The sequence below is a fragment of the Ramlibacter sp. genome, from assembly GCF_041916345.1.
Lineage (GTDB): Bacteria > Pseudomonadota > Gammaproteobacteria > Burkholderiales > Burkholderiaceae_C > Ramlibacter.
On record NZ_JAYRZR010000001.1, the window covers coordinates 31,871 to 45,967 of the forward strand.

At 70.6% G+C, this 14,097-nt stretch carries 14 protein-coding genes; 11 read left to right on the forward strand and 3 right to left on the reverse strand.

Annotation, left to right across the window (positions count from 1 at the left end; translation table 11 throughout):
- Positions 1-98 precede the first annotated feature (98 nt).
- From hfq to ACE3T5_RS00190, 10 genes are all read left to right on the forward strand, one after another.
- A complete protein-coding gene (gene hfq / locus ACE3T5_RS00145) occupies positions 99-347 on the forward strand; it encodes an RNA chaperone Hfq (protein ID WP_374663149.1) in 249 nt (82 codons plus the stop codon).
- Positions 348-417: 70 nt separating this feature from the next.
- Entirely contained in the window at positions 418-1,572 is a 1,155-nt protein-coding gene (gene hflX / locus ACE3T5_RS00150) for a GTPase HflX (protein ID WP_374663151.1), read from the forward strand.
- 46 nt (positions 1,573-1,618) lie between these two features.
- Positions 1,619-2,974: an FtsH protease activity modulator HflK gene (hflK, locus tag ACE3T5_RS00155; RefSeq protein WP_374663153.1), complete on the forward strand. Its 1,356-nt coding sequence runs from the start codon at positions 1,619-1,621 to the stop codon at positions 2,972-2,974.
- 13 nt (positions 2,975-2,987) lie between these two features.
- Positions 2,988-3,893 carry a protease modulator HflC gene (gene hflC, locus ACE3T5_RS00160; RefSeq protein WP_374663155.1) on the forward strand — a complete coding sequence of 302 codons (906 nt, stop codon included), beginning with the start codon at positions 2,988-2,990 and terminating at the stop codon, positions 3,891-3,893.
- Positions 3,894-3,912: 19 nt separating this feature from the next.
- On the forward strand, positions 3,913-4,101 hold the full coding sequence (locus ACE3T5_RS00165; RefSeq protein WP_374663157.1) for a DUF2065 domain-containing protein: 189 nt from the start codon (positions 3,913-3,915) through the stop codon (positions 4,099-4,101).
- A 69-nt stretch (positions 4,102-4,170) separates the two neighbouring features.
- The gene (locus ACE3T5_RS00170) at positions 4,171-5,334 is read left to right on the forward strand and encodes an ATP phosphoribosyltransferase regulatory subunit (protein WP_374663159.1); all 1,164 of its coding nucleotides are present in this window, start codon (positions 4,171-4,173) and stop codon (positions 5,332-5,334) included.
- A gap of 45 nt (positions 5,335-5,379) precedes the next feature.
- Positions 5,380-6,708 (forward strand): adenylosuccinate synthase, encoded by a 1,329-nt coding sequence (locus tag ACE3T5_RS00175; protein WP_374663161.1) that lies wholly within the window; start codon positions 5,380-5,382, stop codon positions 6,706-6,708.
- Between the two features lie 28 nt (positions 6,709-6,736).
- The gene (locus ACE3T5_RS00180) at positions 6,737-7,261 is read left to right on the forward strand and encodes a phosphoribosyltransferase (RefSeq protein ID WP_374663163.1); all 525 of its coding nucleotides are present in this window, start codon (positions 6,737-6,739) and stop codon (positions 7,259-7,261) included.
- 25 nt (positions 7,262-7,286) lie between these two features.
- The gene (locus ACE3T5_RS00185; RefSeq protein ID WP_374663165.1) at positions 7,287-8,486 is read left to right on the forward strand and encodes a PLP-dependent transferase; all 1,200 of its coding nucleotides are present in this window, start codon (positions 7,287-7,289) and stop codon (positions 8,484-8,486) included.
- Positions 8,487-8,555: 69 nt separating this feature from the next.
- Complete coding sequence (locus tag ACE3T5_RS00190) at positions 8,556-9,395, forward strand: DUF2189 domain-containing protein (protein ID WP_374663167.1); 840 nt, start codon at positions 8,556-8,558, stop codon at positions 9,393-9,395.
- Here the strand turns inward: ACE3T5_RS00190 and mnmH are convergent.
- A complete protein-coding gene (gene mnmH / locus ACE3T5_RS00195; protein WP_374663169.1) occupies positions 9,344-10,450 on the reverse strand; it encodes a tRNA 2-selenouridine(34) synthase MnmH in 1,107 nt (368 codons plus the stop codon). The genes ACE3T5_RS00190 and mnmH overlap by 52 nt on opposite strands.
- Positions 10,447-11,085, reverse strand: coding sequence for an arylesterase (locus tag ACE3T5_RS00200; RefSeq protein ID WP_374663171.1), 639 nt, complete (start codon positions 11,083-11,085; stop codon positions 10,447-10,449). Before ACE3T5_RS00200 ends, mnmH begins: the two co-directional genes overlap by 4 nt.
- Between ACE3T5_RS00200 and ACE3T5_RS00205 the strand changes: the two genes are divergently transcribed.
- Positions 11,084-11,785: an ABC transporter ATP-binding protein gene (locus tag ACE3T5_RS00205; RefSeq protein ID WP_374663173.1), complete on the forward strand. Its 702-nt coding sequence runs from the start codon at positions 11,084-11,086 to the stop codon at positions 11,783-11,785. The two genes, ACE3T5_RS00200 and ACE3T5_RS00205, sit on opposite strands and share 2 nt — an antisense overlap.
- A gap of 25 nt (positions 11,786-11,810) precedes the next feature.
- Here ACE3T5_RS00205 and ACE3T5_RS00210 read toward each other — a convergent pair whose 3' ends face one another.
- Complete coding sequence (locus ACE3T5_RS00210; RefSeq protein WP_374663175.1) at positions 11,811-14,087, reverse strand: protein kinase; 2,277 nt, start codon at positions 14,085-14,087, stop codon at positions 11,811-11,813.
- Positions 14,088-14,097 lie beyond the last annotated feature (10 nt).

The window sequence follows — 14,097 nt, forward strand, 5'->3', positions numbered from 1 at the left end:
CGGCCCACCCCGGCTCGCCCGGCACGCGAAAAAGCCGTGCCGGCGGGACCGATGTGGTAATGTGCAAGTTCCAGCAACGCTTGAACACGGAGAATATCGTGAGCAACAAAGGGCAGCTTCTACAAGACCCCTTCCTCAACACCCTGCGTCGCGAGCACGTGCCGGTCTCGATCTATCTGGTCAACGGCATCAAGCTGCAGGGCCAGATCGAATCCTTCGACCAGTACGTCGTCCTGCTGCGCAACACGGTCACCCAGATGGTCTACAAGCACGCCATCTCCACGATCGTGCCCGGCCGGGCGGTGAACTTCTCGCCGGCGGAGCCGGCCGAGGGCGGCGCCGGCTGAGCCGCGCCCCCCAGAGGCCGGGCCTCTCCGGCGGGCCAGCCCCGCGACCTGCTACCCGCCACCATACGACTTGACACCCACGTCCGACAAGCCCGCCGCCTCCGCCATCCTGGTGGGGGTGGACCTGGGGTTGCCCCATTTCGACGCCGAACTCGAAGAGCTCGGCCTTCTCGCCCAGACTGCCGGCCTCGAACCGGTGGGGCGCATCACGTGCAAGCGACGCGCGCCGGATGCCGCGCTGTTCGTGGGCAGCGGCAAGGCCGACGAGATCAAGATGCTCGCCACGGCCTCGGGCGCCACCGAGATCCTGTTCGACCAGGCGCTCTCGCCCGCGCAGCAGCGCAACCTCGAGCGCCACACCGGCCTGCCGGTGAATGACCGCACGTTGCTCATTCTCGAGATCTTCGCCCAGCGTGCCCGCAGCCATGAGGGCAAGCTGCAGGTCGAGCTCGCCCGCCTGCAGTACCTGAGCACGCGACTGGTGCGCCGCTGGTCCCACCTCGAGCGCCAGACGGGCGGTGCCGGCCTGCGCGGCGGCCCGGGCGAGAAGCAGATCGAGCTGGACCGCCGCATGATCGACGACGCGATCAAGCGCACCCGCGAGCGCCTGCAGAAGGTGAAGAAGCAGCGCCAGACGCAGCGCCGCCAGCGCGAGCGGCGAGACACCTTCAACATCTCGCTGGTGGGCTACACCAACGCCGGCAAGTCCACGCTGTTCAACGCGCTGGTGAAGGCCCGCGCCTACGCGGCCGACCAGCTGTTCGCCACCCTGGACACCACCACCCGCCAGCTCTACCTGGGCGAGGCGGGCCGCAGCGTGTCCCTGTCCGATACGGTGGGCTTCATCCGCGATCTGCCGCACGGCCTGATCGACGCCTTCCAGGCCACCCTGCAGGAGGCGGCCGATGCCGACCTGCTGCTGCACGTGGTGGACGCCGCCAATCCCCATCACCCCGAGCAGATCGCCGAGGTGCAGCGCGTCCTGCAGGAGATCGGCGCCGCGGCCGTGCCGCAGGTGCTGGTGTTCAACAAGCTCGACGCCCTGCCGGCGGACCGCCGGCCGCCCCATGGACATGATCTCTACGAGATCGAGGGCCACCCCGTGCCGCGGGTGTTCGTCAGCAGCCGCACGGGCGAAGGCCTGGACACGCTGCGCGAGCACCTGGCACAGGCCGTCGCCGACCGGGCCGGCGCCACGCGGGAAGCCCTTCCAGTCGATGCCTAGTCGTGATTGGGCACAATCGGGCCGAATTCGAGAGAAGACCAAGCGCATGAAATTTTCCTTCCCCAGCCTGGGCATGGCCGGCCTCCGTGGTCGGATCCGGGGCATGTTCAACCTCAACGACCCGCGCTGGGGCCGTGGCGAGGACAAGAACGAGGGCGGCGGCCAGCGGCCCGAGGGCAATGGCCATCGGCCCGAGGGCGGTGGCAACCGGCCGCAGGGCCCCAACCAGGGTCCGCCGGACCTCGACGAACTCTGGCGTGACTTCAACCGCAAGCTCGGCGGCCTGTTCGGCGGCAAGCGCGGCGGTTCTGGCGGCGGCTTCGGCGGCGGCGGGCAGGGCGGTGGCTTCCAGCCCGACATGAAGAGCGCCGGCGTCGGCGCCGGCCTGATCGCCGCGGTGGTGGTCGTCATCTGGATGGGCACCGGCATCTTCATCGTGCAGGAAGGCCAGCAGGCGGTCATCACCCGCTTCGGCAAGTACACCTCCACGGTCGGCGCGGGCTTCAACTGGCGCCTGCCATACCCGATCGAGCGCCACGAGGTGGTGTACGTCACGCAGATCCGCTCGGTCGACGTGGGCCGCGACAGCGTGATCCGCACCACCGGCCTGAAGGAATCGGCGATGCTGACCGAGGACGAGAACATCGTCGAGATCAAGTTCGCCGTGCAGTACCGCCTGAACGACGCCCGTGCCTGGCTGTTCGAGAGCAAGAACCCCGCCGAGGCCGTGGTCCAGGCCGCCGAGAGCGCCGTGCGCGAGGTGGTGGGCAAGATGAAGATGGATTCCGCCCTGGCCGACGAGCGCGACCAGATCGGCCCGCGCGTGCGGGCGCTGATGCAGACCATCCTGGACCGCTACAAGGTGGGCGTGGAAGTCGTGGGCATCAACCTGCAGCAAGGTGGCGTGCGGCCGCCCGAGCAGGTGCAGGCCGCTTTCGACGACGTGCTCAAGGCCGGCCAGGAACGCGAGCGCGCCAAGAACGACGCGCAGGCCTACGCGAACGAGGTCATCCCGCGGGCCCGCGGCGCGGCTTCGCGCCTGGCCGAGGAGGCCGAAGGCTACAAGGCCCGCATCGTGGCGCAGGCCCAGGGTGACGCGCAACGCTTCAAGCTGCTGCTGGCCGAATACCAGCGTGCGCCGCAGGTCACGCGCGACCGCCTCTACCTGGAGAGCATGCAGCAGATCTACTCGAACGTGACCAAGGTGATGGTCGAGTCCCGCCAGGGCGGCAACATGCTGTTCCTGCCGCTGGACCGCATCATGCAGCAGGTCGCGCAGCAGGGCGCCGCCGCCGAGGCCGCGCCGGCCATCAGTGCGCCGGCCGCCGTGACGACCCCGTCGGCGCAGGGCGATGCCCGGGCGCGCGACAACGCGCGCAGCCGCGAACGCGAGACCCGCTGATCGAGGCCCCGCCATGAACAAAGTCGGATTCATCGTCTCCTCCCTGCTGGTGGCGCTCGCGCTGGCCAGCTCCATGCTCTTCGTCGTCGACCAGCGCCAGTTCGGCGTGGTGTACGCGCTCGGCCAGATCAAGGAAGTGATCACCGAGCCGGGCCTCCACGTCAAGATGCCGCCGCCGTTCCAGAACGTGAGCTACATCGACAAGCGCCTGCTCACGCTGGACAGCGTGGACACCGAACCCATGCTCACCGCCGAGAAGCAGCGCGTGGTGATCGACTGGTACGTGCGCTGGCGCATCACCGATCCGTCGGAATACATCCGCAACGTCGGCCTCGACGAGGCCGCCGGCGCCAACCAGCTCAACCGCGTGGTGCGCAACGCGTTCCAGGAAGAGATCAACCGCCGCACCGTGCGCGAGCTGCTGTCGGCCAAGCGCGAGGAGATCATGTCCGACGTGAAGCGCGAGGTGATCGAGGCCGTGAAGGGCGCCAAGCCCTGGGGCATCGACATCATCGACGTGCGCATCACCCGCGCCGACTACGTGGAGGCGATCACCGAGTCCGTCTACCGCCGCATGGAGGCCGAGCGCAAGCGCGTGGCCAACGAGCTGCGCTCCACCGGCGGCGCCGAGGGCGAGAAGATCCGCGCCGACGCCGACCGGCAGCGCGAGGTGACGGTGGCCAACGCCTACCGCGACGCGCAGAAGATCAAGGGCGAGGGCGATGCCCAGGCCGCGGCCATCTACGCCGAGGCCTTCGGCCGCGATCCGCAGTTCGCGCAGTTCCACCGCAGCCTCGAAGCCTACAAGGCGAGCTTCGGCCGCCGCGGTGACGTGATGATCGTCGACCCGCAGGGATCGGAGTTCTTCCGTACCTTCCGCGGCGGCAACGCGCCCGCCCCGGCCGCGCCGCGCAAGTAGCCGCCACGGGGCAGCCGCCTTGAGCGCCGACGTCTTCTGGGCCGCGCTGGCCCTGATGCTGGTGTTCGAGGGCCTGCTGCCCTTCCTCTCGCCGGGCGGCTGGCGGCGCACCTTCCAGCAGATCCTGCAGTTGCGCGACGGCCAGCTGCGCTTCTTCGGACTCGTGAGCATCGTGCTCGGCCTCACCGGGCTCTGGCTGCTGGCCTGAGCCGGGCCGCCGCGGGCGACCTCGGTCGACCGCGTAGAATCCACGTTTTAACAGCCCCACCCGACGCCCATGTCCGCCTGGGTCCTGCCGGATCACATCGCCGATGTGTTGCCTTCCGAGGCCCGGCATATCGAAGAACTTCGCCGACTGCTCCTGGACACTGCCCGCGGCTATGGCTGCGAGCTGGTGATGCCGCCGTTGCTGGAGCACCTGGAGTCGCTGCTCACCGGCACCGGCGAGGCGCTGGACCTGCAGACCTTCAAGCTGGTGGACCAGCTCTCCGGCCGCATGATGGGCCTGCGCGCCGACACCACGCCGCAGGTGGCCCGCATCGACGCACATCTGCTCAACCGCCGAGGCGTCACGCGCCTGTGCTATTGCGGCCCGGTGCTCCACACCCGCCCCGACAAGCCCCACGCCACGCGGGAGCCGCTGCAGTTCGGCGCCGAGATCTACGGCCACGCCGGCCCCGAGGCTGACCAGGAGGCGCTGGCCCTGGCGCTCGATTGCCTGCGGGCCACGCAGGTGGGTCCGCTGACCGTGGACATGGCCGACGTGCGCGTGGTGCGCGCGCTGCTGGCGGGCCAGTCGCTCGACGCCGCACGCGAGGCGGCCCTGCACGCCGCCCTGGCCGCCAAGGATGCGGCTGAGCTGGCCAGCCTGTGCCGTGACCTGGCACCTGGCACCAGCGCCGCCCTGCAGGCCCTCACGCGGCTGTACGGCGACGAGGCCGTGCTGACCGAGGCCCGCGCCGTGCTGCCGGCGCTGCCGGGCGTGCACGAGGCCCTGGCCCAGATGGCCTCGCTGGCTCAGCAGGTGCAGGGCGCGGCCGTCCGCTTCGACCTGGCGGATCTGCGCGGCTACGCCTACTACAGCGGCGTGCGCTTCGGCATCTACACGCCCGGCGCGAGTGACGCGCTGGTGCGCGGCGGCCGCTACGACGAGGTGGGCGCGGTGTTCGGGCGCAACCGCCCGGCCGTCGGCTTCAGCCTCGACGTGAAGGAACTGGCGGCGGTTGCCGCCCGTCCCGCGCTGAAGGCCGCGGTCCGCGCCCCCTGGCTGGAAGCCGGCGCCGAGGCCGAGAGCCTGCGCGCGGCCATCGCGGCGCTGCGCGGCCAGGGCGAGACGGTCGTGTGCATGCTGCCCGGGCACGGCAGCGAGGTCGACGAATTCCATTGCGACCGCGAGCTGGTGGCCGACGGCGCCGGCGGCTGGTCCGTGCGTGCGCGCTGAGCCGCACCCCCATTTCCCATCCCCATTCGCAAAGAGCGATCTGTCATGACGAAGACGAAGGGCCGCAACGTGGTCGTGGTCGGCACCCAGTGGGGTGACGAAGGCAAGGGCAAGCTGGTCGACTGGCTGACCGAGATGGCGCAAGGCGTGGTGCGCTTCCAGGGCGGCCACAACGCCGGCCACACGCTGGTGATCAACGGTGTGAAGACAGCGCTGCACCTCATCCCCAGCGGCATCATGCGGCCGGGCGTGAAGTGCTACATCGGCAACGGCGTGGTGCTTTCGGCGGCCAAGCTGCTGGAGGAGATCGAGGGCCTGGAGAAGGCCGGCGTGGAGGTGCGCTCGCGCCTGCGCATCAGCGAGGCCTGCCCGCTGATCCTGCCCTTCCACGCCGCGCTGGACGTGGCCCGCGAGGCCCTGCGCGAGAAGGGCGGCACCGAGAAGATCGGCACCACCGGCCGCGGCATCGGCCCCGCGTACGAGGACAAGATCGCCCGCCGCGCGCTGCGCGTGCAGGACCTGAAGCACCCGGAACGCTTCGCCGAGAAGCTGCGCGTGCTGCTGGAGCTGCACAACTTCGTGCTGGTGAACTACCTGCATGCGCAGCCGCTGGACTTCCAGGCTGTGTTCGACGAGGCCATGCGCCACGCCGAGCTGCTGCGACCGATGATGGCCGACGTCTCGCGCGAGCTGAACGAGGCGCACCTGCACGGCGACAACCTGCTGTTCGAGGGCGCGCAGGGCACGCTGCTCGACGTGGACCACGGCACCTATCCCTACGTCACCTCCAGCAACTGCGTGGCCGGCAACGCCGCCGCGGGCGCTGGCGTGGGCCCGGGCATGCTGCACTACATCCTGGGCATCACCAAGGCCTACTGCACGCGCGTGGGCGGCGGCCCGTTCCCGACCGAGCTGGACTGGGAGACGCCGGGCACCGTGGGCTACCACCTGTCGACCGTGGGCGCGGAAAAGGGGGTCACCACCGGCCGCTCGCGCCGCTGCGGCTGGTTCGACGCCGCGCTGCTGAAGCGCAGCGCGCAGGTCAATGGCCTGTCGGGCCTGTGCATCACCAAGCTGGACGTGCTGGACGGCCTGAAGGAACTGCAGCTGTGCACCGGCTACGAGCTGGACGGCGAGCACATCGACATCCTGCCCATGGGCGCCGACGAGATCGCGCGCTGCAAGCCCGTGTACGAGACGCTGCCCGGCTGGACCGAGTCGACCGTGGGCGTGACCCAGTACGACAAGCTGCCGGTGAACGCCCGCCTGTACCTGCAGCGCATCGAGCAGGTGACCGGCGTGCCAGTCGATATCATCTCGACCAGCCCCGACCGGGACCACACCATCATGATGCGCCATCCCTACCTGCCCTGAGCGCATCCCGAGCACAGAGGAGCCCTGCATGCTGACTGAGGACGGAAAGCACCTGTACGTGAGCTACGACGAGTACCACAACCTCATCGAGAAGCTCGCGATCAAGATCCACCAGTCGGGCTGGCAGTTCGACACCATCCTGTGCCTGGCCCGCGGCGGCATGCGGCCCGGCGACATCCTCTCGCGCATCTTCGACAAGCCGCTGGCCATCATGTCCACCAGCTCCTACCGCGCCGAGGCCGGCACGGTGCAGGGCCACCTGGACATTGCGCGCTACATCACCACGCCCAAGGGCGAGATCAGCGGCAAGGTGCTGCTGGTGGACGACCTGGCCGATTCCGGCCACACCCTGCACAAGGTGATCGACCTGCTGCGGGGCAGCTACAAGCCCATCACCGAGCTGCGCAGCGCCGTGATCTGGACCAAGGGTCTCTCCACGTTCCAGCCCGACTACTCGGTGGAGTTCCTGCCCACGAATCCGTGGATCCACCAGCCCTTCGAGGGCTACGACAGCCTCACCCCCGACAAGCTGCTGGAGAAGTGGAAGATCTGAGCGCGCCCGGCGCTACCATCGGCTGATGTCCGAGCGCATCACCGACCTGATCCACCATCCGTACCAGCCGCCAGCCGGCTTTGAAGCGCCGCAGCCGGCGGTGCACAAGGCCTCCACCGTCTTCTTCGCCAGCGTGGCCGCCATGCGCGCGCGCGACTGGCGCCACAAGAACGGCTACACCTACGGCCTGCACGGCACGCCCACCACCTTCCTGCTGGAAGAGCGCATCGCCGCGCTGGAAGGCGGGCGCGAGTGCCTGCTGCTGCCCAGTGGCCTGGCCGCCATCGCCAACGTGGGCATGGCCCTGCTCGCCACCGGCGACGAGGTGCTGCTGCCTGCCAATGTCTACGGCCCCAGCAAGGCCCTGGCCGAGGGCGAGCTGCGCCAGTGGGGCATCACGCACCAGCTGTATGACCCGATGCAGCCGCAGGACCTGGCGGCCCGCATCGGCCCGCGCACGAAGCTGGTGTGGCTGGAGGCGCCGGGCTCGGTGACGATGGAGTTCCCGGATCTGCCGGCGCTGGTGCGCCTCTGCCGCGAGCGCGGCGTCACCTGCGCGCTGGACAACACCTGGGGCGCGGGCCTGGCCTTCAACGCCTTCGACCTGCAGCCGGGTGCGGCCACGCCGCTCGCGGTGGACATCGCCGTGCAGGCGCTGACCAAGTACCCCAGCGGCGGCGGCGACGTGCTCATGGGCAGCGTGGTCACGCGCGACGAGGCGCTGCATCACCGCCTGAAGCTCACGCACATGCGCGGCGGCTGGGGCGTGGGCGCGAACGATGCCGAGGCGGTGCTGCGGGCGCTGCCCAGCATCGCGCTGCGCTATCGCGCGCACGATGCGGCGGCTCGCGAGCTGGCGACCTGGCTGCGCGGACGCGCCGAGGTGGCCCACGTGCTGCACCCGGCGCTGGAAGGCGCCCCGGGGCACGCGCACTGGCGGGCGCTGTGCGGCATGCAGGATGCTGCCGCCGGCCTGTTCTCGGTCGTGCTCGATGCCCGCTTCGACACCGCGCGGGTGGACGCCTTCTGCGACCGGCTGCGCCTGTTCCGCCTGGGTTACTCCTGGGGCGGGCCGGTGAGCCTCGTGGTGCCGTATGACGTGCCGTCGATGCGACCGGCGTGGCCGCATGCCGGCGTGCTGGTTCGCTTCTCCATCGGGCTGGAAGCGGTCGAGGACCTCCGGGCCGATCTGGAACAGGCGCTCGGCGCGCTGCACTCCGGGTGAGTCCGGATGGCCTGGCATCGGTGCGCGGCCTTACGCTGCGCCACCGATTCGCCGACCTGCTGGACTGACTTGACGCCCACCACCACGCCGTCCCCCGCCCACGATGCGCCTGCCGAAGCGCCCGCCCCGGGCGCCCCGCCGCCGCCCCGCATGGTGGTCCGGCGCCTGGGCCTGAGCGCCCCCTTGCGCTGGCTCGCGCTCGGCGCGAAGGACCTGCGACGGCACATCGGCATCGGCGTCTTCTACGGCCTCTGCTTCTGGATGATGGCCCTCACGCTCGGCGCGGTGTTCCGGCACAAGCCCGAATACACCATGACCATCGTCTCGGGCTGTCTGCTGGTGGGCCCCTTCATGGCCATGGGCCTGTACGAGGTGAGCCGGCGCCTGGAGACGGGGGCCGAGGTCGCGCTCTCGCATTCCCTCACCTGCTGGGACCAGCACCTGGGCAGCATGGGCCTGCTGGTCCTGGTGCTGACGGTGCTGGAGCTGCTGTGGGGGCGCGCGTCGCTGGTCGTGTTCGCCGTGTTCTTCAACACCGGCATGCCCACCACCGCCACCGTGCTGGAGGCCGTGTTCAACCCGCGCAACTGGGAGTTCCTGGCCGTCTACACCGTGGTCGGCGGCGTGTTCGCCTCGCTCGTGTTCTGCAGCACGGTGGTGTCGATCCCGATGATCCTGGACCGTGACACCGACGCCATCACCGCGGCCATCACCAGCATCCGTGTCGTGTTCGAGAATCCGGGCGTGCTGGTGTTCTGGGGCGCGCTCATCGTGGTGATCACGCTGCTGGCCCTGATGCCCTGGGCACTGGGCCTGCTGCTGGCCGGCCCGCTGCTGGGCCATGCCACCTGGCACGCCTACCGCGACGCCGTGGGCTGGGAAGACGCGGCGCCTGCGGCCGCTGCCTGATCGGCGGCGACCAGCTCGCGTGCGGCGGCTTCCATCGCCGCGGGGGATCGGTTCGCCGGGCGCACCTGCACCGCCTGCGCAAAGCGCGGGAAGTTGCGTTCGGTCGATGCCGCATAGCCCGGGTCATAGTGGCGGGCCAGCAGCTCGCGCACCACGTCCTCGAGCGCGCCGGCGCGCACGGCCTGCTGCCAGGCCTGCACCTGGGCGCGGCCTCGGAGCGCTGTCAACGCGCCGAGCCGCTCGCAGAACAGCTCGCGGTCGTGCGTGAAGAAGGCGTAGTCCTCCAGCAGCAGGCGAACCCGCTCCTCGTTGCTCAGCTCCAGGCGGATGCAGTCGGCCGCGCGCATGGCGACGATCAGCGCCTCGGGCACGGCCACGTTGCCGACCTTGCGGCTCTCGCTTTCCACGTAGACCGGCCGCGCCGGATCGAGCGCGCGCAGGTGCTCCCAGATCAGCGTGTCGAAGCGCTTCTGCGATGGCTGCGGCTGGCCCGGGATGAGGCCCAGCACCGAGCTGCGGTGGCTGGCCAGGGCCTCCAGGTCGAGCACCTGGGCGCCTGCCTGGGCCAGCGCCTGCAGCCAGCGCGTCTTGCCGGAACCGGTGGGGCCGCAGACCACGCGCCAGGTGAAGCGGCTGGCCAGCCCGGGCAGCTCGGCCAGCACCACGCTGCGGAAGGCCTTGTAGCCGCCTTCGACCACATGCACCCGAAAGCCGATCTGCCCGAGCACCAGCGCGAGCGAGCCGCTGCGCTGGCCGCCACGCCAGCAGTACACCAGCGGCCGCCAGTCCTTGGGCTTGTCGGCCACGTGGGCGGCGACATGGCGGGCGATGTTGGCCGCCACCAGCGCGGCCCCGCGCTTGCGCGCATCGAACGGGCTGACCTGCTTGTACAGCGTGCCCACCTCGTGGCGCTCGGCGTCGTTGAGCGACGGCCAGTTCACCGCGCCGGGCAGGCGGTCTTCCGCGTATTCGGATTCGCTGCGGGCGTCGATGACGGTGTCGAACTCACCCAGCCGCGCCAGCGCCTGGGCGGCGGGCAGCATGTGGACGCTCATGGCAGCAGCCCGCGCAGCACCGGCCACACGTTGTTCAGCATGATCGGGTGCGCCTCCTCGCGCGGATGGATGCGATCGGGCTGGAACAGGCGGGTCGGGTCCGGCCCGTCGGCCACGCCCTTCAGCAGGAAGGGCACCACCGCGGCCTTGTGCTGCCGGGCCACCTTGGCGAACAGGCCGGCGAAGCGCTCACCGTAGTCCGTGCCGTAGTTGGGCGGGACCTGCATGCCCACCAGCAGCACGCGCGCGCCGGCCTTCTGCGCGGCCACCGTCATCTGCGACAGGTTCTCCTCCGTCATCGGCAGGGGCAGGCCGCGCAGGGCATCGTTGCCGCCGAGCTCGATGATCACGTGGCTGGGCTTGTGCTGGCGCAGCAGGGCGGGCAGCCGTGCGCGTCCGCCCGAGGTGGTGTCGCCGCTGATGCTGGCGTTGACCACCTGGGCGGTGATCTTCTCGCGCGCCAGCCGCTGCTCCAGCAGGGCGACCCAGCCGGTGCCGCGCTTCAGGCCATACTCGGCGCTGAGCGAATCCCCCACCACCAGGATCAGCGGCACGGCGGCGCCGGCCAACCCTGCATAAGAGCCGGCTAAGCCGGCCGCGATAAAGTGACGCCGCCGCCAACCGCGAGAGCCCATGTCCGATCCCATCATCTCCGTCGAGCACGTCCACAAGTCGGTCACTGATTCGACCGGCACCCTCGACATTTTGCGCGATATCGATTTCACCCTCGCGCCGCGCGAGACGGCAGCCATCGTCGGCGCCTCCGGCTCGGGCAAGAGCACGCTGTTGTCCATCATCGCCGGGCTGGACACGCCCACGAGTGGCACGGTGCGTCTGGCGGGGCAGGACCTGTTCGCGCTGGACGAAGACGAGCGCGCGGCGCTGCGCGCGCGCCAGGTGGGCTTCGTGTTCCAGAGCTTCCAGCTCATGGGCAACCTCACCGCGCTCGAGAACGTGATGCTGCCGCTGGAGCTGGCGGGCCGGCGCGACGCGCGCAAGGCGGCCGGCGAGATGCTGGCGCGCGTGGGCCTGGGCGAGCGGCTGGGTCACTATCCGAAGGTGCTGTCGGGCGGCGAGCAGCAGCGCGTGGCCCTGGCGCGTGCGTTCGTGGTGCAGCCGGCGGTGCTGCTGGCGGATGAGCCCACCGGCAGCCTCGACTTCGCCACCGGCGAGACGGTGATGCAGCTCATGTTCGACCTCAACCGCGAGCAGGGCACGACGCTGGTGCTGGTCACGCATGACCGCGGCATCGCCGCGCGTTGCGAGCGGCGCATCACCATCGAGGCGGGCCGCATTGCTTCGCTGGAGAGCACCGGGGCCGCGCAGCCGGCCTGAGGCCTGCCGGAGGCGCAGGCGCCGGTCAGAACGTGCGCCGCGGGATGGCCTTGTGGGCGGCCTGGACGAAGGCCTCACGCTGGGCCGCCGTGTCCACCTGGGCGGCGAGGGCGGCCACCAGATCCTTCAAGGTGGCGGCGCGCGCGGCCTCCTTGCGGAGCACGATGCGGGCCATGGGCCCGATGAACTTGCCCAATGCCTGTTCGAGCGCCGCGGATTCCTCCGCGCTGAGCTCGGGGCCGGTGCGTCCGGACACCGGCGCCGAACGCGGCACCGACGTCAGCGTCTGCGTGGCGGGCATGGGCCGGGTCTGGGCCGCGGCCGGCGCGCGCAGCGGCGTGGTGGCGCCGCGCGGCGGCGGCTGCGTGGCCGGCCGGCTGAGCCCGGCCGGCACGCTGGGGCCGAAACCGGACTGGTGAGGCACGCTGTGCGGTGCCCCCGAGGACACGCTGGGCGGGCCGCTGCGCGAGGCCGCGCCTGGTGAGCCACTGCGTGAGGGCGCCGTGGCGGGCGGGCCGGCCAGGAACTGCTCGCGTGCCTTCACGTCCTGGATTGACGGGGCGAGGGCCTCGCGCAGCTGGGCGCCCGACTGCGCGATCACGCTGGCCTTGCGCACCAGCACCTTGGCGAGCGGGCCGATGTGGCGGGCCAGTTCGGCCTCGACGTCGTGCACGGTCTCGTCGTCGAGCACCTGGCCTGCCGGCACCGTCTGGGTGAAGCCGGTGGCTGGGCCCTGGCGGCGCGTGGTGCCCGTGGCGGCCTGCTGCGTATCCACCGCGTACACCTCGTGCAGGCGGCCGTGCTTGTCCTCGTACTGGCCGAGGTAGCTGAACAGCTCGGCCGTGTCGTCGGTGATGCGCGAGATGACGTCGTAGTAGGCGCGCGAGACCAGCACCTGGTTGGGCTGGGCGAAGTCCATCACGCGCTGGGCCACGTTGATGCCGTCGCCGATGACGTTCATGCGGTCGTTGATGTCGGCGATCACGCGCACCGGCCCCATGTGCAGCCCGATGCGGGCGGTGAGCACGGTGCCGTAGCGCTGGGTGAGCAGATCGCGCAGCAGCAGGGCGGAGTGCAGGGCTTCCTCGGGGTCGCCCATGAAGCAGATGGCCGCGCCGTCACCGGTGTCGATGGCGATGCGCGATTCCTCCGGCACGCCGCGCAGGGCCTTGCCGATCAGTTCGTTGAACAGGCGCTTGACGGCCACCTGGTCATCGACCGAGCGGATGGAGTAGCCCACCAGGTCGAGGAACATGATGGTGCCCAGCAGGTTGCGCCGCTGCGATCCGGACGCACCGGAGGCGCCGCTGCCATACGGCTGGGAAGGCGCAAAGCCGGCCGCGGCCATGGCCCGGCGATCCGGCAGCACCTGGGTGGGGTCGCCGCCGCCGCTGCGCTCGGCGCCGGTCAGCGCGGTGCGGAACTCGGCCACCGACTGCGGCCGCTGCGACTCATCGGGGCGCATGGCCCAATCGATCGCCTTGAGCAGGTTCTCGCCGTATACCGACGCATCGGCGAGGGTGGAGGCGGGCATCATCGCGTCCTCGCGCACGCGCGCGGCGGATTCCACCGGCTTGCGGCCCGTGACCATCCAGTACATCACCGCGCCCAGGGAGTAGATGTCCGTCCAGGGCCCTTGGTGGCCCTGCGAGTGGTACTGCTCGAAGGGCGCGAAGCCCGGGCTCACGATGTTGGTGAGCTCGGTGTTCGCCACCACGCGGCGGGCCGAGCCGAAATCGAGCAGCACCGGCGAGCCGTCCGCGCGCACGTAGATGTTGTCGGGCTTGATGTCGCGGTGCAGGAAGCCGGCGCGGTGCACCTGCTCCAGGCCGTCGAGCAGCGGCCGCACGATGCCCAGCAGCGAGCGCTGCGTGAGCGGCGCGTTCTGCGGCACCCAGCGCTTGAGCGGCAGGCCCGACTCGTACTCCATCACGATGTAGGCCGTGCCGTTGTCGCGGAAGTAGCGCAGCACGCGCACGATGTGCGGGTGGCGGAAGGTGGCCAGTGCACGCGCCTCGTCGAGGAAGCGCTCCAGGCCCCAGTCGTACTGCTCGCGCACGTCGGCCTGGCCGGTGCGCACCAGCACGGTGTGGTTGGCGCCGCGCAGCGCGAGATCCGCCGGGAAGTATTCCTTGATGGCAACCGGCAGGTTCAGGTTGCCGTCGCGGGCCAGGTAGGTGATGCCGAAGCCGCCGCCGCCCAGCGGCCGCTCGATCTCGTACTCGTTGATGCGATAGCTGGCCGGCAGCGCCGCCGCGTCCACGGGCGGCGGTGGGGGCGGGTTGGCGGCCGCCGCGTTCACGGGCGCTCGC